The organism is Tenacibaculum agarivorans (assembly GCF_001936575.1).
Taxonomy (GTDB): domain Bacteria; phylum Bacteroidota; class Bacteroidia; order Flavobacteriales; family Flavobacteriaceae; genus Polaribacter; species Polaribacter agarivorans.
On the sequence record NZ_MSMP01000053.1, the window covers coordinates 1 to 19,530 of the forward strand.

The window sequence follows — 19,530 nt, forward strand, 5'->3', positions numbered from 1 at the left end:
TTTCTAAAGTACTTGTTAAATAGCTTCTCTTCGAAAAAGAAGTTCAAAACCCCCTGATTTTACTCGAAATTTGTGATTTTTTCTGATTGTCACTTTTTGTTACCTCCTTTTTGCACTATTTAGAAAAGACTAAATTATTTTTGTTAACGGAAAGAAAGCTACGGTAATCCCCAATTTAAAATAATCCCTATAAGTTAAAGTGAGAAAATTACCAATGTAGCTAAAGTCAGCATTAATTTGCTGACTTTTTTTATTTGTAGAATAGGGTTTACTTGAAATAAACTTAATTAATAGAAACTTCTAGAAAAAATATTATATTTTTAAATTCGTTATAGTCTCTGTAATCCCTTTATTGAAATGGAAAAATTTAATCTAATTATTGTTGATGACCACTCTATGTTTAGAGAAGGTTTAGAAGGTCTAGTTGATACTGAAGATAAGTATGAAATTGCTTTAAGTGTTAAAAATGGAAATGAAATAATTAAGTATTTGGATATTAATTCTGAAGACAATATTGATTTGATTATTTCGGATATTTCTATGCCAGATATTAATGGAATAGAGTTGACAAAATTAATTAAAGAAAAATACTCTACAGTAAAAGTGCTGATCATTAGTATGCATATTGATGGAGAAATGATTGAAGAATTAATTCAATATGATGTTGATGGTTATTTATCTAAAAATGCTACTAAAAAAGAATTATTAGAAGCTATAGATACAATCTTATCGGGTAAGAAGTTTTTTTCAAAAACAATCAAAGAGGCGTATTTTCAAAAAAAGCAAGAAAATAATAAAGAAAAAATTAGACTTACAAAAAGAGAAGTAGATGTGATTACGTTAATTGCTAAAGAGTTTACAACTCAAGAAATAGCAGATAAACTCTTTTTAAGTAAGCATACTATTGAAAGCTATAGGAAAACATTGATTTCAAAATTAAATGTTAGAAACCTAGCAGGACTTACTAAATATGCGATTAAAATGAAATATTTAGAGTAAAGAAGTATAAACTTATCTTAATAAAAATAAGTTCATACTTCTAAAACCCTAATTAATCGCCTTCCCAAATTCTTATTTGTATAAACTGATAAATGTGATCTTCCCATTTATCATTGTTTACAGGTTTATTTGCGATACCGCCTTTTATTTTCATCCAAACTTTATCATTAGCCTTGTCTTGCCAATAAGATACTGAAGTTGCATTTTTTACAGCTTCAAAACTTGAAACTTGTGTGTATATCTGGGGAGAAATATTATTTAATAAATTATAAGGATGGTTATAAGCACTAACTTTAGCGTCTCTTGTTCCTGGAAACTCATAAGCAATTACAAGTTCATCGGCTTCACTTAAAAAATTAGCCGCTTTATTAATGTGGATATCATAAATGTCATCTAAGTCTGGGTAAGATACTTCAAAAATACCTCCCTTTTGTGTAGCAACATCTTTCATGACTTGTAATAAGTTAGAGTCATTGCCATATAATGTAAAACCACCAATTTTGTTTAGATTGTCATCATATCTAGTATACTTCATACTAGTACGGTTTTTAGTAGAACCACCAGTGTAATAAATATCAGTATCATCAAAACCATAATAAGGACCAGTAACACTAACTCCACCACTTACTTCAGGATTAGGTCCAATTGGTGACTTTGTTGAATTGTAGGTATAAAAAGGATCATCAGGAACTAAATAATTTCCCGAAGGCCCCCAAATACCATTAGGGTCCCAAATCGCACCAGATAAATTAAAATGGGGTTTGTCAGGATCCACACGTTCTGGTCTCCATGCCTCACTAGCTGTAATTCTAACTCCAGGATGACTGTTAATTAAAATATTTCCTTTACTGAGCCAATGCCCTTTTTCAACAGGTCTTAAATAATAATCTGTAATTCCGAAAACACCAGACGCTACACCTTTAGTTCCGGGGAAATTAATTGCAATATTAGCTTGAATATCAAAAGTATGATGATAGCTAGCAAAAGCATTTGAAACAGGAATGTCGTTGTATTTAGAGTTGTTGTAATTGTAATTTAAACTTCTACCAACAGCCAAAGATCCAATAATAAGTCCTCTAGTACCAGATCCAGCAAAAAATGTTCCGTGGTTATCTGCTGTTACGGTTTCTAGTGTATTTACAAAGTTGGCACGATCCCACATTGTAGCAGTACATTTCCAAGCACTAAATCTTTTGATATCAAAACGTCTCCATGTGTCTCTTGCAAAACCCATATTAGCGCTAGGCCTACCAGTTGTATCAGAAGTATAATTTTTATAATTTCTAGTAGGATTACTTCTTGCTCCACCTGTATTACCTTCTTCATCTAACTCAGGATCATCGTTATGAAATCCATTTTTATTACAACTATGAGCTGTATTGTTTTCAAATACACCAAAAGGCATTTTTCTAGGATCCATAATTTCGCCATCATCATATAAAGCTCCAGAACTCTCTCCAAAAGGACGCATTGGAAATGCTAACCAATATCCGTTTCCTTCACAATCTCCTACATGATTATTGGTAGTTGTATTGTCAGGATTACTAATCCAAAAGCCAGATGATCCTCTCCTAAATTGTTCTAGTTCATGTTTTTTAATCGCAAATTGCTCTTCAGGATTTCGTACTTTTAAAACTAAGTTGTGATCAAATAAAGTTCTTCTTTCTGCTCCATTTTCAGTAAAAATACCATGTCCTTTTACATCAAAAACTATATTATTTTGTACAACAGTACCGTTAGTACCATGCACAACAATTCCACGATTTTTAGATTCATTTATAGTGGAGTTTTTAAAATATTGACCAGTAGCGTCACCTAAATTCGTAGATCCCTTATAACTAAGCATATGCCAATGAAAAGGATATCTTCTAACCCTTCCTCGTTGTCCTCCTCTTTTAATTTCTACACCGTTAATATGTGCTACTGTAGTTGGCATCATCATAATATGGATCCCAAAACCTTCGTTTTGCCAAGCATCATCATTTGGAGCTTGGATAACAATATTCCTAGTTAAATTACCTACTGGAGCTCTTTCGTCAAGTATTTTGGGATTATTTGGGACGATATCGTACAAGAAATCTCCAGTAGGCGTGGGTACTATATTCTCTGCTGTTAAGCTTATTCCATTAGTGGTGACATATTGAAGTGCTCCCCAGTGAAAAGCCTTAATTTCTTCAGATAACTCAATTTCTTTTCCGTTAACAGCTGCAATTTTTATACGTTGAGAAATAGATTCACCATTAGCAGCTTCATAAAAGTCGGATGGACCAAGTACAATTTCGTCATCAGGTTTCCATGTTGTTTGCATTGCTAAATTCAATTTTGTAGCACCATCTTCTGCATGAGTATCTATTTTTGTCCATGCTGTTTCAGGAGATTTTCCATGAAGGTCTAAACGTCCACCATTAACAACAATAATACCTCGAGTTCCCATTTGCATCATCACATTGTGGTCTAAATTGGTATCGTTAAGCGTTATTATTGCTTTATGTGTAAATGGTCTTCTCTCTTCACCAATAATTAATTGTCCGCCATTAACCAAAATATTTTTAGCAGTAAGTGATAGGTCTTCTCTTTCAAATTCTAAAGTTCCTAAAATGATTAACTCATCTAATTCAGGAGTATTTTCATCTAAGTAAATATGTTTGTCTTTGGGTATCACTACTCTTTCTCCTTGTTTGGGTTTTTGTAGCGTTTCCCATGAGTTAGGGTCAGACCAATACATTTTATTTGAAGGTTCTTGGGTAAAAACAGAAATAACATCAGATTTAAAATGGGTATCACAACTCGATTCTGTAATGAAAGCTCTATAATATTTAGGTAAATCGTTTAAAGTAATGATGTAATTATTTGTAGTAGCACCATTAATATTAACCCAGTTAGTGTTGTTATTGGATTCTTGCCATTGTAAATGCTGACCGAATTCAATTTCGTTAGCAGTAAGGGTTAAAGTTTCATTTTCCTTAGCTGTAATTACAAACTCAGAATTTTTTACTGTATTTAATTTGGTTAGATTTTGAGAATGATTTTGTATAGTTGCTAGACAGAACAACGATAAAAGCCAAAAGCATAGTTTGTTTATTTTCATAGTAGGGAAATAGTATAAAAGGTATTATTCTTTGATAATTTTGAACGTTTTTTTAGTAGACAAGGTTTTAAGTTGTATTAGGTACAAGCCTTTTGAAAGACTACCGATAAAAACTTTGGGTTTATCTACAGAGATTTTTAATTGTTTTATTTTTTTACCAGATAGATCTAGAATAAACGCATCAGTTTTTTTTATTGATTTTGGAAACACAACTTGTAGAAAATCTCCTTTAACTGGATTAGAAAGTATGCTAAAATCTGAATTTTCTATGCTTTTTTGATCTTCAATAGATAAAGAACTGCAAGAATTAAATTTAGTAGTTATACTAGCGTAGTGATCTGTACTAAAAGACTTTTTTTAAGTTGTGAGTTAGCAGTATAGGCAGAAAAATAAAGGAGGATTAAAATGACTGATTTCATTTGTTTTAGGGGTTGGTTAATTTTAAAACTTCCCACAAAACTAGAAAGATAGGCATAGAAAAACACCCCTGAAAACCGTGAAAAGACATTTCAGGAAGTGTTTAAGTATTGTTGTAATTAGAATAAATTTTATATAAAATTTACTCCTATATTTCAGTTTACAATAGCTGTGATTATAAGTTTTCTAGTAGAAGAGCATTAAAATCACTTTCATTAATTTCGGATACAGAAATGTTAGTAAAAGGAAAATGAATATTTAATACAGACGAGTTAGTCTCTACCTTTAATATATCATGTTCTACAAATTTAATTTCAGTAAACTTCGATAACCAACTTTCTTTAGCATCTTCTTGAAGTAAAACAGTAACAAGTAATTCCTGAATATGTTCAGTGATCTGATATATTCGATTTAGTTGTTTTCTGTCCTCAGGTAAATCTATAGGAAGTATCTCCAAATGAACACCTGTTTTTTCAAAAACAGTTTCAGAAAAATGCTTAAATTTTCGTTTGACATCTAATCTGCTAGAGTCAGAATACATTTTGGGCTTTTCTATTTTTCCTTTAGATAAAACCTGAATAACATCTATATCATTAGAACTTAAAAATACAACACTTTCAATATTAGCTAAATTGATATGTAGTATGTTTTTTGTAGTAGTATTTCCATCGCTTAATTGCATCAATACTATAGTTCCTTCATTCATAACTTCAGAAATGGTTAATACATAACCTTTAAAATAATTACCTGAAGTTGTTGTGATTTGAAGAGTAACTTCAATAGCATTTTCTACTATATAAAGTAAAAGTTCTTTCTTGTTATAAGTAGGAACTTCTTTACTAATATTAGTAAATAACATTATAGATTAGATTCTAAAAGTTTAGTCAAAATCTTAGTTCTTTCATCTGTATTTCCAATGTTTGTATAACTGCAGTGATTAACAATTAATGTCCCTTCATTAAATTTATAAGTTTGACTAGCATAAGCATTATCATTTTCATCTTTGATAATAATTTTTTTAACACTTTCTTTTATAGCTTCTTTACCCATGTCATCCTCAGCTATACTCTTAAATGAATTTAAAATAGGCTTAAAGTATATTTCTGTAAGTCCCTCTTCTAAAGATTTAGAATATTTTTCGTTTGGTAAGCTGTTCCAATCAATATCAAATTCGATTTCACCTCCAATTACATCCTTAATTTCTGATAAGAAATCTTGATACTTTCCTTCTTGGTAAGTTTTGATAATTCTTCTTTCTGCTAGTCCCATTTTGATTTGTTTTATAATTAATTTCGTTACAAACCTAGCTGTAGATTATAAATTTAAAAACACTGTTTTCAGTGAAATCATACTACCAATTTCTGGGGTATAGATGTTTAAATTGGGGCCTAAATATGTTTTTTGAAAAAAAAGTACCGTCTTATGTAGTAAAAACATATATTATACTCCTTAAAAAGCGGTTTAAGTTATTATAACAAAATTTGTTAAAAATGAAAGTAAAATCCCTAAGTTCATTATTATTTCTTACATTAAGTTTAATTGCCCAAAATCAAGATTTAAAAATATTAGAAAACAAGGAGTTGATTGAAGCAGAAAAAGCATATGATTTATTTTATAAGCAAAATAAAATAAAAGAAGCTTATAAATTTTCTCATAAGCTCTTGGAAACTTTAAAAACAGATGCTAGTAAATCATATTTAACATGCTTGATATCTTCATATTTTGTGTCAAATAAAATGTCTGATTCTATTTTGTTTTATGCGAATAAAACTTTGGGATATGAAAAATTTTCAAGTGACTCGGTGAAGAGGAAAAGATGTTTGATGGGATATGTTAATCTAGGTAATGGATATTTAACAAAAGGTTTGTTAGATAATGCAAAAGAAGCATATTTAGAAGGAATGTTAAATGCTAGGGAATGGGGTTTTGAAAAGGACTACTACTTTTTTACAGCAAATTTATCCAATGTATACATAATGGAGGAAGAGTATGAAAAAGCAATCTCTTTTTGTGAAGAATCAATAAAAAGCCAGAATGAGTTAACTCAAAAAAATGCAATATTAACTTTAGGAAATATATATGGAGAGTTGAAAGAATTTAGAAAATCTAACGAGTATTATCAAAAAGGATTGAAACTAAACAAAGATCCGTTTACTAATTTAGCTATACGATTAAATATAGTTGTAAATGATTTAGGTTTAGGTATAGAAGACAAAGTAATATTAAGGTTAAAAAGAATTATAGAAGAATCTAGAAGTAAAGAATATAAACAAGTTGAAATAGAGGCAATAAAGCAATTAGCATATCATTATATAGAGAAAAAAAAATATAAACTTGCTGAAGAATTAGAAGTAAATCTAATAAAAGAAAATTTAAAAAAGGGGAATTTAGACGATGTTTTGATGTCTTACTCTTTATTGAAAAGGATAAAAAAAGAGAAAGGAGATTATAAGAGTTCACTTTTATTTTATGAAAAGTATATAAAACTTAAAGATTCAATTAAAGCACTTCAGAAAACAAAAGAAATTAATGAGTTAGAAATTAAGTTTGAAACGGCTCAAAAAGAAAAAGAAATTGCCTTACTAAAAAAAAATGAAGAACTAAAAGATCAAAAGATAGCACAGCAAGCTACGGTACGTAATATAATTTTAATAGGCTCAATACTTATTATCATAACAATACTATTTTTATTGCGATTTTATTTTCAAAAGCTAAAAACTCAAAAAAAATTAAATAAAACTCAAGAAGCGTTTAACTATCAAAAAATAAAAAGTTTGATGAAGAAACAGGAATTAGAACTGGTTAAAGCTTCCATAGAAGGACAAGATACTGAGCGTAAAAGATTAGCTAGAGGTTTACATGATTCTATAGGTAGTAATATGGCAGCTATTCAATTACAATTTGCAGAATTGCCCGAAGGATCTATAAGGCTTCAGAAAATCAAGAATGATTTAAGTGAAACTTACGAGCAAATACGAGAATTATCACATAATCTACTTCCAAAAAAAATACGACAAAATGACTATTCAGTAGTATTAAATCAGTACATAAAGAATATTGATGAAATAGCTGATGTGAAACTTAATTTATCAGTTACAGAAAAAGATATCATAAATCAAGCCGATAAGCATTTGCAAAGTGAAATTTTCGCAATACTTCAGGAGTTGATTTCTAATACATTAAAGCATGCTAAGGCTAGTGTTATAGATATACAGTTAGAAGTGATTGAAGATGTTATTTATTTGTCTTACGAAGATGATGGAATCGGATTCGATACCAAAAAAATCCATAATGGAATTGGATTGAAAAACATGAAAGATAGAGTAGGTCAACTTTCAGGTAATTGTATTATAGATTCTTATCCTCAAAGAGGTACTTTGTTTAGGATGGAAGTAGATAAAGATATTTATATAATGAGAGAAGTAGTCTGATTTTATGGTTTGTTTTCAAATAGAACAGTAGTATAATTTCATAAATGCATTTACCATGCGTTTTCAGTGAAATCATACTACCAATTTCTGGGGTATAGATGTTTAAATTAGATACTAAATATGTTTTTTGAAAAAAAAGTATAGCTTTAAGTAATAAAAGTATATACCATCCTGAAAAAAAAACGTTTATTAGTTGTTTAAACCAACTACTACTAATTAAAATGCAACGAATATCCCTAATCCCAGTATTGCTATTTACAGTAACTATTGTAGCTCAAACTTCTAAAGTAAATTTAGCTCTTCAAAAAGAAGAAAAAAGAGAATATAAAGCATTCGAAGAAATCTTTAATGCCTTTTTTCAGCAAAAAAATCAGGAGAAAACATATAAAAAAGCACGTTATTATTTAAAAGAAGGAAAAACAGACATGTTAAAGTCGTATGCAACAAGTGTTTTATCTTCTTACTTTTTGTATGAAAATCATTCTGATTCGGCTATGTACTATGCAGAGAAAACCTTAGCGTATAAAAATTTCTCAACAGACTCTATTAAAAGGATGAGAAATGTAATGGCAACAATGAATTTAGCTTCAGCATACTTGAATAAAGGATTGAGAGATAAAGCAAAAGAAAAATATATTGAAGGAATTGAAAATGCGGAACGTTGGGAGGATAAAAATAACTACTATGGCTTTTTGATCAATTTAGGTAATTTATACTATTTAGATAATGAGTATGATAAAGCTTTAGAATTGTTTAAAAAAGGACAGAAAAGTAGAGAACCAAGAGTTAAAGTTATTTGCGCTGCTTCCATTGGGAGTATCTATGGAGACCTTAAAGATTTTAAAAAGTCAAATGAGTATTATTACCAATCCCTTGCTATAGATAAGAATGATGTATATAATAATCTTACTACTCGTTTAAACATAGCTAGTAATCTTTTTGCTATGGGAAATACTCCCAAAGCAATTACAACATTTAAGGAGATAATAAAAGAAGGAGAAGAAAAAAAATACGATTTTCATGTAGAGGCAGGGAAAAGAAAATTAGCAGAGATATACGTAAAAGAAAAAAACTATAAAGTAGCAGAACAACTTTTATTACCTATTCTAGAGCAAGACAAAAAAAGAGGAAACTTGCAAGATATGTTAAAAGACTATGAGGATCTTAAAAATGCTACAAAAGGGCAAAATAAGTTTGAGAAAGCTCTAGAATATTCAGAACAGTTTATCACTATAAACGATTCAATTAAGGGGCTTCAGAAAACAAAAGAAATTAATGAGCTAGAAGTTAAGTTTGAAACGGCTCAAAAAGAAAAAGAAATTGTATTATTGAAAAAGAATGAAGAACTAAAAGATCAAAAGATAGCACAGCAAGCTACGGTACGCAATATAATTTTAATAGGCTCAATACTTATTATCATAGCAATACTATTTTTACTACGATTTTATTTTCAAAAGCTAAAAACTCAAAAAAAATTAAATAAAACTCAAGAAGCGTTTAACTATCAAAAAATAAAAAGTTTGATGAAGAAACAGGAATTAGAACTGGTTAAAGCTTCTATAGAAGGACAAGATACTGAACGTAAAAGATTAGCTAGAGGTTTACATGATTCTATAGGTAGTAATATGGCAGCTATTCAATTACAATTTGAAGAATTGCCCGAAGGGTCTACAAGGCTTCAGAAAATCAAGAATGATTTAAGTGAAACTTACGAGCAAATACGAGAATTATCACATAATTTACTTCCAAAAAAAATACGACAAAATGACTATTCAGTAGTATTAAATGAGTACATAAAGAATATTGATGAAATAGCTGATGTAAAAATTAATTTATCAGTTACAGAAAAAGACATCATAAATCAAGCTGATAAGCATTTGCAAAGTGAAATTTTTGCAATACTTCAGGAGTTGATTTCTAATACATTAAAGCATGCTAAGGCTAGCGTTATAGATATACAATTAGAAGTGATTGAAGATGTTATTTATTTGTCTTACGAAGATGATGGTGTCGGATTCGATACCAAAAAAATCCATAATGGAATTGGACTGAAAAATATGAAAGATAGAGTCAGTCAACTATCGGGTAATTGTATCATAGATTCTCACCCTCAAAGAGGTACATTGTTTAGAATGGAAGTAGATAAAGATATTTATGTTATGAAAGAAGTGGTGTAACTTTATAATTAGCTTTTGAGCTATATAGTATCATTCTATAAAATAGAACTAAATATTTTTTTCAAGAAAAACTTTGTATCTTTAACGATCGTAACTTTTAAATAAAATCGAATAATGGATTACGGAAAGGAATTTGAAAAATATGCTACTAAACACCACGGAATCAGTAGCACTTACTATAATAAAATTACCAGTAGTTTAACACCTTACATCATTGAGGAACGTCAGCTAAACGTAGCTCAAATGGACGTTTTTTCTCGATTAATGATGGATCGTATCATTTTTTTAGGAACAGGAATAAATGATCAAATAGCAAATGTAATACAAGCACAGTTGCTATTCTTAGAGAGTGTAGACTCAAATAAAGATATTTCAATATATATCAATTCTCCAGGAGGAGGAGTTTATGCTGGTTTAGGTATTTATGATACTATGCAATTTATTAAGCCTGATGTAGCTACTATTTGTACTGGAATGGCAGCTTCTATGGGAGCAGTTTTAATGTGTGCAGGACAAAAAGGCAAGCGATCAGCATTACCACACTCTAGAATTATGATTCACCAACCATTAGGAGGTGCACAAGGACAAGCTTCTGATATGGAAATCACAGTAAAGGAGATAGGAAAATTAAAAACAGAATTATACAATATTATTTCTAACCACTCTGGACAACCTTTTGATAAAGTTCATGAAGATTCTGACCGTGATTATTGGATGAAAGCAGATGAAGCGAAAGAATATGGTATGATTGATGAAGTACTTAGCAGAAAGTAAGCTAAGATTTAAATGTAAACGTAGAAATATATAATGTCACAAGATCAAAATTTAGAATGTTCGTTTTGTGGGCGAAAAAAAGCTGAAACAGATTTACTAATTGCAGGTATGGATGCACATATTTGTGATAAGTGTATTGTGCAGGCTTATGGAATTGTACAAGAGGAGATTGCGGAAGCAAAAACAACAAGTCTTACTAACGATCTAGTTCTTAAAAAACCAATCGAAATCAAATCTTTTTTAGATGAGTATATCGTAGGTCAAGAACAAACAAAAAAAGCAATGTCTGTAGCGGTTTACAATCACTACAAAAGATTATTGCAAACCAAATCACCTGGCGATAGTGTTGAAATAGAAAAATCAAACATTATTTTAGTAGGTGAAACAGGTACAGGAAAAACCTTAGTGGCACGTACCATAGCTAAAATGTTAAATGTTCCTTTTGCTATTGTAGATGCTACTGTACTTACACAGGCAGGATATGTAGGTGAAGATGTAGAAAGTATTTTAAGTAGATTGTTACAAGCTGCAGATTATGATGTTGATAAAGCAGAACGAGGAATCGTTTTTATTGATGAAATTGATAAAATAGCACGTAAAGGAGATAATCCTTCAATAACTCGAGATGTATCTGGAGAAGGTGTACAACAAGCTTTATTAAAATTATTAGAAGGAGCAGTAGTTAACGTAGCACCAAAAGGAGGAAGAAAGCACCCAGAACAAAAATTTATCCAAGTAAATACTAAAGATATTTTATTTGTAGCAGGTGGAGCATTCTCTGGTATTGATAGAATGATTAGTAAACGACTAAACATGCAAGCTGTAGGGTATAGTGCTTCTATAGATGAAGATAAAATTGATGAGGATAATCTATTACAATACATTATTCCTGCAGATTTAAAATCTTTTGGTCTAATTCCTGAAATTATAGGGCGTTTACCAGTATTAAGTTACATGAATCCTTTAGACGCTAAAACATTAAGAGCAATTTTAACTGAGCCTAAAAACTCAATTATTAAACAATACACAAAGTTGTTTAAAATGGATGATGTTGATTTCTCTATGACTGACGAAGCTTTACAGTATATTGTTGATATGGCTGTAGAGTATAAGTTAGGCGCAAGAGGGTTGCGTTCATTATGCGAAGCAATTTTAACTGATGCAATGTTTGAGTTACCAGGTTCTGATATTACAGAATTTGTAGTTACTAGAGATTATGCAGAAGAGAAATTGACTAAAAAAGCATTACAAAAATTAAAAGCAGCGTCTTAATTATAGCATAAAATTACTTTATAAACCTCGTAAAATTAATTTTACGAGGTTTTTTATCTTTACCCCATGATTACAAAGCAAACTATAGATCAAGTTTTTGAAACCGCTCGCTTAGAGGAGGTTATAGGAGAGTTTGTGCAATTGAAAAAAGCAGGAAGTAATTTTAAAGGGCTAAGTCCTTTTGTGGATGAAAAAACACCATCATTTATGGTGTCACCGGTAAAACAAATATGGAAAGACTTTAGTACCGGTAAAGGAGGGAATGTAATTTCCTTCTTAATGGAACACGAACATTTTTCATATCCAGAAGCAATTCGATGGCTGGCCAAGAAATATAATATCGATATTGAAGAAACCGAGCAGAGTGACGAGCAAAAACAGCAGATCAATGAAAGAGAAAGTATGTTTTTGGTTTCGAAATTTGCCAAAGACTACTTTCATGATGTTTTACTAAATACTCAGAAGGGTAGAGCTATTGGATTGTCTTATTTTAAAGAAAGAGGGTTTAGAGAAGATACGATTGAGAAATTCGATTTAGGATATTGTAAAGACGAATGGGATAATTTTACAAAAACAGCTTTAGATAAAGGTTATGATATAAAGTACTTAAAATCTACAGGGTTAACTATTGTAAAAGAAGGAGGAGAGAGAGATCGAATGTTTGACCGATTCAAAGGTCGTGTGATGTTCCCCATCCATAGTATGTCTGGAAGGATATTAGGGTTTGGAGGGCGTATTTTAACTAATGATAAAAAGGCTGCAAAATATTTAAATTCTCCAGAAAGTGATATCTACCATAAGAGTAAAATTTTATATGGAATTTATCAAGCTAAAAAGGAAATTTCTAAAGAAGATAATTGCTACTTAGTTGAAGGGTATACAGATGTGATCTCTTTTCATCAATCAGGAATAGAGAATGTAGTAGCCTCTTCGGGTACAGCGTTAACGCCTGAACAAATCCGATTGGTCAATCGTTTAACCAACAATATTACTGTACTTTTTGATGGTGATGCAGCGGGAGTTAGGGCTTCACTTCGTGGAATAGATTTGATTTTAGAGCAAGGAATGAATGTGCGTGTGGTTGCTTTTCCAGAAGGAGAAGATCCTGATAGCTTCGCTAAAGCACATTCAGATGCAGAATTAAAAGCGTATTTATCGGAAAATTCCCAAGATTTCATCAATTTTAAGGTATCCTTATTATTAGAGGAAGCAAAAGATGATCCTGTGAAAAAAGCAGGTTTAATTCGTGATATTGTTACTAGTATTTCCAAAATTCCTGATGGAATACAGAGAGAAGTGTATTTACAAGAATGTTCCAGAATTATGGATATTTCTGAACGCGTATTGTTCAGCGAGTTAGCACAGCTTTTAAATAAGAGTGGAAGAAGTAGCGAAGTCACAAAGAAAGAACCAGTTTTAAAACCTGTCAAAGAAAAAGCAACAAAATCCAAAGTTGATAGTTTACTGCTTTTAGAGAAAGAAATTATAAGAATACTATTACTCTATGGTAATGAAGAAGTAGCTTTTATAAACTGGGTACATGGTCAAGATAAACGAGGGAGACCTACTTTAGAAAAAGAAGAATATATGAATACGGTGTCTAATGAACTGTATTTGAATTTACAAGAGGATGAAATTGAGTTTTCTAATGATATTTTTAGAGTGGTGTATTATGAAATTATACACCAAATCAATCAAGATGAAAAAATATCGATAAACAGATTAGTTTCCAATGAGAATCCAGAAGTAGCTAGTGCAGTCACCACTATTTTGATGGACGAAGAAAAATATCAACTTAGTGATTGGACGCGAAAAGAGATTTTTGTGACTGAAACATCAAAAATTTTACCCAAATTAGTTACAGATGCAATTTTAAACCTTAGAAGAGTTCTTATAGAGAAAAAATTAACGACCATTGTTCAAGAAGGCTTAGCAATGCAGGAACAAGCCAATCAAGAAGAGGGTCTAGGTAGTGAAACAGCTGAAAAAAAGAGTCCTAATGAGTTAAAAGAAGAAGTAATGAATTACTTAGAACTCAAGAAGTTATTATACGAAAAATTAAGCCGCGTAGTATAATTAATTTCGAGGTTTAACATTTTTTTATATATTAGTGGTCCGAAAGAAACAGAAATAAAATCTATAAACTATGAGAAAATTGCTCCAAATTGGACACATTGTGGTGCTATTTATTGAATTACCTTTTCAAATATCTAAAGGACATAAAAAAAGAGCCTACAAAAAAATAAAGCAACTAATGATCTCAGCGAATTTACTTTAATTCGCTGGGAATCTCACAAATAGGAATCGGAACCATTTTATGTTTATTATTCGTATTGAATCGTAAGTAAATTTGGTATACTTCTTTTTCTCTACCTTCAAAATCATCTGCAGTTTTACCTTTATCTTGCATATGCATAGCCCATTCTAGTTCATCATAAGAAGCTCCAATCTGATCTTCATCTGTTCTACTATCACCAAAAAGACCATCCGTAGGTTGCGCTTTTTGTATAGATTCTGGTACGTCTAAATGTTTACCTAAAGCGTATACTTCAGATTTTAGCAAATCTGCAATAGGACTTAAATCTACACCACCATCACCATATTTAGTAAAAAATCCAACACCAAAGTCTTCAACTTTATTTCCTGTTCCAGCGACTAGTAAACCATGTAAACCTGCAAAATAATACAAAGTAGTCATACGCAAACGAGCACGTGTATTGGCTAATGCTAAATCTAATTGCGCAGAAGGTTCAGCTTCAGGAGCCGAGGTTTTAAAATCTTCAAAAGTCGAGGTTAAGTCTACTCTAGTATCCGAAACATTAGAAAAACGCTCTTTTAATTGTGCTATATGTTCTTGAGCTCTATTCACTTGACTTTGTGCTTGGTGAATAGGCATTTCAACACACAAAGTAGGTAAACCAGTACTAGCACATAGTGTTGAGGTAACAGCAGAATCAATTCCACCAGAAACTCCCACAACAAAACCCTTTACTTTAGCGTTCTCAGCATATGTCTTCAACCAATTGATAATGTGATCAGCAACTTTTGGAGTATTCATGTTATATGATTTTAATAAATTTGAAGATTGAATAATTATAAGCGTAAATATAAGAATTTCATGCATAAGATAATGAGCATTCTACTACTTCTAGTAGTTTTTAATTCATGTAAAAAAGAGGAAAAATTAAAAGTTGATGTTTCTAAAATCCAGATGGAGCTTAGTCTAGATAGATTTGATGTTGATTTCTACTCAGCTACAGAAGAAACATTACCAAATATTAAATCAAAATATCCGCTGTTTTTTCCGCATAATATAGATTCTATCTGGATAAATAAAATCAAAGATAAAGATGAACAAGAGCTATTTTCTGAAACTCAAAAAATGTATAGTGATTTTTCATTGCAACAAAATCAGATAGAAAACTTATGTAAACATATTAAGTACTATCATCCGAAATTTACAGCACCAAAAATTATTACACTGTTGAGTAATATCGATTATGACAATAGAGTAATTTATAATGGAGAGTATTTATTGATTTCTTTAGACTGTTATTTAGGAACATCACATGAGTTTTATGGGGATTATCCTGAATATATTAAGCAAAATAATACCGCAAACCATATTATAGTTGATGTTGCTAATGCTATTATAGCTACCCAAATAGGTCCAAATAGAGAGCGAAATTTTATTAATAAAATGATTTATGAAGGTAAAAAAATGTATTTGCTAGACGCATATTTACCAGATGTATCTGATCGAGAAAAAATAGGATATACTACAGAAAAATATGATTGGGCTGTGCGTAGCGAAGAAGAAATTTGGAAATATTTTATAGAGAAAGATTTGCTGTATAGTACCGATTCTAAATTGAATAAACGTTTTTTAGATATTGCTCCTTTTTCTAAGTTTTACATGGCAGAAGATAATTTATCGCCAGGACAGATAGGAAAGTGGATTGGGTGGCGAATAGTACGCTCTTACATGCGAAATAATGACGTATCTTTGTCGGAACTTTTGAACACAAAAGGAGACGAAATTTTTAAAAAATCGAAATATAAACCTAAGCGTTAATACATGGCAATAGTACATACTTCTGAAATTAAATTTAAAGTTGCATTAGATGAAAATAGAGTTCCTGAAGAAATTACTTGGAATGCTGAAGATGGAGGAATAAAAAATGAAGCTTCAAAGGCAATTATGTTATCAGTATGGGATCATAAACAAAAAGATACGCTTCGTATGGATTTATGGACAAAAGATATGCCGGTAGATGAGATGAAACAGTTTTTTCATCAAACATTAGTATCTATGGCAGATACTTTTCAACGTGCGACTAACGATGACAAAATGAGCGCTACCATGCGTGATTTCTGTGATTATTTTGCAGAAAAATTAGAGTTGATAGAGAAAAAATAACTCATACAGATATTGTGTATTATCATATATCAAACACACAATATGATACACTGAAAAAAGCATCGCTATTAAATATAATAGTGATGCTTTTTTCTTGGGATTTATTTTGTAATTATAAATTACATTAGATATTACCAATATATATTCTTTTTTTGTTAGTTACGAGAGTACCAACAAAAATTTTGTGAAACGGCTTTAATGACATGTTGTTAAAAAAACGACCTATTGATAAGAATTTATAAAAATCAAGGCAGCAGGGTTAGCTGTAAGATGAAAAGCTGTTTGAGCTTTAGCGAGTTCTTTTCATCTGTGGCTGGAGATGCCTTAGTATTTTTAAATTCTTATCATTTCAGTCTTGATTTTTGCGAAGCCTGTCTTGAGCCATGTCGAAAGGTTGTATCAAGACAAAGGAGAGGAAATACAGGTTATTTGTATTTAAGTATAAATCCTTGTTATTCAGTATTTCAAAAAAATACATCAATGATAGGAGGTACGGTGAAGTAGTTATAGTACCTTAGATTAAAACCTTTTTCAATTCGGTTGATTTTACTGATGATTGAGCTTATCGAGATCAGAAGTAAAATTGTAGGACGATTAAGAACTTCGAAAAAAAGGTCTTTGAGACTTTAGCCTGTACTGAGTGGTAGTCGAAGTAAAGCAATCTGTCACTTTTACTATTTTAATTTTGTTTCTATCTAAAAATAAAGAGATTACTTCACTACACGTCATTTCGTTCGTAAAGACAATTTTTGGTTAATATGCGAAATATCTAGTAGAAATTTTTACTATTGGCATTATGCGAAATCATATTTATAAATGCGGAAAACCGCACTTTAAATGTCATAAAACCACATTCATTTCTCAAAAATGATAGTTAGTTTTGTTAAAAAATAAATGATAAAGAATGTTCTAATTTGAACAAAAATTAACGTTTAAAGTTATTGAAAATTCATTCGTTTATTGTTTATTTGTACTTGAAAAGGAAAGGATTGCTATGAAACCAAACATTTAGTTTCAAGACCTTTTTACGAGTAAAAAATAGTTTGATAAGCATGTATGTGCTTGTTCTTACTGTATAACTAATTATTCAATTATTATAAATTATGAGAACATTAAAAATGGCATGTGCCGCCCTGTTATTAGTAGCAGCAAAGGGTAAAGCACAAGAAAAAGAATCTGACTGCGAACTTAATCTAAACATTGCTATGTATGAGTTAAAAGTCAATCAGAATTCAGAAAAGGAGTACACAGAAATAGAAGCTTTATTAGCGCCCTGTGTAGAGAAAGACTACGATAAAGCACAATTGCTTTTAGGTAAAATTTACACAAAACAAGAAGAACTTACACACCATAAAAAAGGTTTTAAGCTGGTTAAAAAAGCAGCAAAGCAAGACAATCGCTTTGCCATGGTGTATTTAGCCGATTTGTATAAAAAAGGAATCGGTACTGAAGTAGATATTAAAAAAGCTAAAAAATGGTACAAAAAAGCCTATGATCTAGGAAGTGATAAAGCTACATATGCATTAGGATACTTATTTTATAAAGGAATAGGAGATACACCTCAAAATTATAAACGAGCTGTAGAATTATTCAAACAAAGTTCCTATCCAATGGCAAAACACTGGTTAGCTGTGGCGTACTATTTTGGAAATGGTGTGGCGCAAGACAAACAAAAAGCCGTGGAACTATTACAAAGTATAGAGCGATTTGATGAAACTGCTATGCTTGCCTGTATGAAAGAACAGATGAGCACCAATTTTGAATTTACAGAGTTACAGGAAAAGTTGTTGACCGTTGAAAATACAAAAACTCCGTTTTCTGATAGAGAACTTATGGGTAATTGGGAAGGATCTCTAGTACAGTTAGACTGGTCAGAGCAAAAGATAATACAACAAACACCTTTGCATATTTCGTTTATCCAAACAGAAGAGGAAAATTTGAAATATACTTTTAGCAATGAAAAAAATACAATTAGTGACATTGCATATAATGATAAAGATGCTTTTACCTTTGAAAATCTACATATAGTATTAGACCGTGCTTTTTATAACAGTGCATCAGAAAAAACGATAGATTACCAAATCACAAATGCAACCATTACCAAAAAGAAAATAGAAGGGAAGACGTATTTAGTGTTGGCATTACAGAGTTATGCCCAAGAACTTCACGAGTTAGGTTCTGCCTTTTATTTGGTATTAACAAAAAAGAAAATCACAACTGAAAACGGAACCGAAGTTTCAGAAGAAGTATTAGAAAACTTACAGCAAGGATCAGACCAATTTATAAAACTATACCCTAATCCTTTCCACAAAGAATTATTTGTTGCCTATAATCTAACTCAAGAAAGTCATATTCGTATTGAAGCTACACACTTAAATACAGGAAGTAATCAAATTCTTGAAGAAGGAAAACAGCAAAGCGAAGGAGAATATATCTATTACTTAAATGGAAATCAATTGCAACAAGGCATGTACGTAATTACCGTATATGTAGATGGAGAAAAGAAAACAGAAACTATTATTAAAAACTAAAAAAAGCCATGAAAATTAAAAACCTATGTATCCTACTTTGTGTTTTAATAGCGCAATGTGTATTTGCACAAACACCATCAGAACGACCTGTAGATCCATTGGATCCTTCAGAACCATCCGGACCAGGAATCCCAGCAGAACCTGTTCCTGTTCCACCAGGAGAGTTTGATCCTTTTATCATTCCAATAGGTATAGACCCTTGTGATTGTCCTGGTAATACTGATAAACCTAGTGATTTCAGATTCAATTTTAATGACTCTTTTAATACTGCTCTAGCTAACGACAGAGCTGCGATAGCTGCAGCATTAGAAAAAGAAAGGGCATGGTATGATAGGCAAACAAAGTTAATTACAGGAGTAATTAATGGTAGATTAAGAGAAAACTATACTAACTATACTGATGCTAGAAAAGCGTATTTTAA

15 protein-coding genes are annotated in these 19,530 nt (G+C 30.9%); 10 read left to right on the forward strand and 5 right to left on the reverse strand.

The features are described 5' to 3' along the window. The first annotated feature begins 357 nt into the window (after positions 1 to 357). Complete coding sequence (locus BVC87_RS21925; protein ID WP_075344549.1) at positions 358 to 999, forward strand: response regulator transcription factor; 642 nt, start codon at positions 358 to 360, stop codon at positions 997 to 999. Between the two features lie 52 nt (positions 1,000 to 1,051). On the opposite strand, the gene BVC87_RS21930 is transcribed toward BVC87_RS21925, so the two are convergent. The 4 genes from BVC87_RS21930 to BVC87_RS21945 all read right to left on the reverse strand — a co-directional run bounded on the left by BVC87_RS21930 (position 1,052) and on the right by BVC87_RS21945 (position 5,773). Beyond that, positions 1,052 to 4,087 (reverse strand): G8 domain-containing protein, encoded by a 3,036-nt coding sequence (locus BVC87_RS21930; RefSeq protein ID WP_075344550.1) that lies wholly within the window; start codon positions 4,085 to 4,087, stop codon positions 1,052 to 1,054. A gap of 24 nt (positions 4,088 to 4,111) precedes the next feature. Beyond that, positions 4,112 to 4,411, reverse strand: a complete 300-nt coding sequence (locus BVC87_RS23975) for a T9SS type A sorting domain-containing protein (protein ID WP_083629696.1) — start codon at positions 4,409 to 4,411, stop codon at positions 4,112 to 4,114. A 268-nt stretch (positions 4,412 to 4,679) separates the two neighbouring features. After that, on the reverse strand, positions 4,680 to 5,363 hold the full coding sequence (locus BVC87_RS21940; protein ID WP_075344552.1) for a hypothetical protein: 684 nt from the start codon (positions 5,361 to 5,363) through the stop codon (positions 4,680 to 4,682). After that, positions 5,363 to 5,773: a hypothetical protein gene (locus BVC87_RS21945; RefSeq protein WP_075344553.1), complete on the reverse strand. Its 411-nt coding sequence runs from the start codon at positions 5,771 to 5,773 to the stop codon at positions 5,363 to 5,365. The genes BVC87_RS21940 and BVC87_RS21945 overlap by 1 nt, the downstream gene beginning before the upstream one ends. 221 nt (positions 5,774 to 5,994) lie before the next feature. Here BVC87_RS21945 and BVC87_RS21950 point away from each other — a divergent pair, with 221 nt between their 5' ends. The 5 genes from BVC87_RS21950 to dnaG all read left to right on the forward strand — a co-directional run bounded on the left by BVC87_RS21950 (position 5,995) and on the right by dnaG (position 14,234). Further along, a complete protein-coding gene (locus tag BVC87_RS21950; protein ID WP_075344554.1) occupies positions 5,995 to 7,935 on the forward strand; it encodes a tetratricopeptide repeat-containing sensor histidine kinase in 1,941 nt (646 codons plus the stop codon). Positions 7,936 to 8,156: 221 nt separating this feature from the next. Further along, entirely contained in the window at positions 8,157 to 10,112 is a 1,956-nt protein-coding gene (locus tag BVC87_RS21955) for a tetratricopeptide repeat-containing sensor histidine kinase (protein WP_075344555.1), read from the forward strand. 114 nt (positions 10,113 to 10,226) lie between these two features. Continuing rightward, the gene (gene clpP / locus BVC87_RS21960) at positions 10,227 to 10,886 is read left to right on the forward strand and encodes an ATP-dependent Clp endopeptidase proteolytic subunit ClpP (protein WP_075344556.1); all 660 of its coding nucleotides are present in this window, start codon (positions 10,227 to 10,229) and stop codon (positions 10,884 to 10,886) included. A 33-nt stretch (positions 10,887 to 10,919) separates the two neighbouring features. Then, complete coding sequence (gene clpX, locus BVC87_RS21965) at positions 10,920 to 12,158, forward strand: ATP-dependent Clp protease ATP-binding subunit ClpX (protein WP_075344557.1); 1,239 nt, start codon at positions 10,920 to 10,922, stop codon at positions 12,156 to 12,158. A gap of 66 nt (positions 12,159 to 12,224) precedes the next feature. Next, positions 12,225 to 14,234 (forward strand): DNA primase, encoded by a 2,010-nt coding sequence (dnaG, locus tag BVC87_RS21970; RefSeq protein ID WP_075344558.1) that lies wholly within the window; start codon positions 12,225 to 12,227, stop codon positions 14,232 to 14,234. A gap of 193 nt (positions 14,235 to 14,427) precedes the next feature. On the opposite strand, the gene nadE is transcribed toward dnaG, so the two are convergent. Then, complete coding sequence (gene nadE / locus BVC87_RS21975) at positions 14,428 to 15,216, reverse strand: NAD(+) synthase (protein WP_075344562.1); 789 nt, start codon at positions 15,214 to 15,216, stop codon at positions 14,428 to 14,430. A gap of 60 nt (positions 15,217 to 15,276) precedes the next feature. Here nadE and gldB point away from each other — a divergent pair, with 60 nt between their 5' ends. The 4 genes from gldB to BVC87_RS22000 form a co-directional block, all read left to right on the forward strand. Continuing rightward, the gene (gene gldB / locus BVC87_RS21980; protein ID WP_075344563.1) at positions 15,277 to 16,233 is read left to right on the forward strand and encodes a gliding motility lipoprotein GldB; all 957 of its coding nucleotides are present in this window, start codon (positions 15,277 to 15,279) and stop codon (positions 16,231 to 16,233) included. Between the two features lie 3 nt (positions 16,234 to 16,236). After that, positions 16,237 to 16,578, forward strand: coding sequence for a gliding motility protein GldC (gene gldC, locus BVC87_RS21985; RefSeq protein ID WP_075344559.1), 342 nt, complete (start codon positions 16,237 to 16,239; stop codon positions 16,576 to 16,578). A gap of 1,103 nt (positions 16,579 to 17,681) precedes the next feature. Then, on the forward strand, positions 17,682 to 19,109 hold the full coding sequence (locus BVC87_RS21995; RefSeq protein WP_075344561.1) for a tetratricopeptide repeat protein: 1,428 nt from the start codon (positions 17,682 to 17,684) through the stop codon (positions 19,107 to 19,109). Positions 19,110 to 19,117: 8 nt separating this feature from the next. After that, on the forward strand, positions 19,118 to 19,530 hold a 413-nt coding region (locus tag BVC87_RS22000), incomplete at its 3' end, for a hypothetical protein (RefSeq protein ID WP_200799224.1).

Excerpts from the sequence above, each read along its gene's own strand:
- BVC87_RS21955 (WP_075344555.1), top strand. The coding sequence starts at position 8,157 with ATGCAACGAATATCCCTAATCCCAGTATTGCTATTTACAGTAACTATT.
- BVC87_RS21995 (WP_075344561.1), top strand. The coding sequence starts at position 17,682 with ATGAGAACATTAAAAATGGCATGTGCCGCCCTGTTATTAGTAGCAGCA.
- dnaG (WP_075344558.1), top strand. The coding sequence starts at position 12,225 with ATGATTACAAAGCAAACTATAGATCAAGTTTTTGAAACCGCTCGCTTA.
- gldB (WP_075344563.1), top strand. The coding sequence starts at position 15,277 with ATGCATAAGATAATGAGCATTCTACTACTTCTAGTAGTTTTTAATTCA.
- BVC87_RS21945 (WP_075344553.1), bottom strand. The coding sequence starts at position 5,773 with ATGGGACTAGCAGAAAGAAGAATTATCAAAACTTACCAAGAAGGAAAG.
- clpX (WP_075344557.1), top strand. The coding sequence starts at position 10,920 with ATGTCACAAGATCAAAATTTAGAATGTTCGTTTTGTGGGCGAAAAAAA.
- clpP (WP_075344556.1), top strand. The coding sequence starts at position 10,227 with ATGGATTACGGAAAGGAATTTGAAAAATATGCTACTAAACACCACGGA.
- BVC87_RS21925 (WP_075344549.1), top strand. The coding sequence starts at position 358 with ATGGAAAAATTTAATCTAATTATTGTTGATGACCACTCTATGTTTAGA.
- BVC87_RS21940 (WP_075344552.1), bottom strand. The coding sequence starts at position 5,363 with ATGTTATTTACTAATATTAGTAAAGAAGTTCCTACTTATAACAAGAAA.
- BVC87_RS21950 (WP_075344554.1), top strand. The coding sequence starts at position 5,995 with ATGAAAGTAAAATCCCTAAGTTCATTATTATTTCTTACATTAAGTTTA.
- gldC (WP_075344559.1), top strand. The coding sequence starts at position 16,237 with ATGGCAATAGTACATACTTCTGAAATTAAATTTAAAGTTGCATTAGAT.
- BVC87_RS21930 (WP_075344550.1), bottom strand. The coding sequence starts at position 4,087 with ATGAAAATAAACAAACTATGCTTTTGGCTTTTATCGTTGTTCTGTCTA.
- nadE (WP_075344562.1), bottom strand. The coding sequence starts at position 15,216 with ATGAATACTCCAAAAGTTGCTGATCACATTATCAATTGGTTGAAGACA.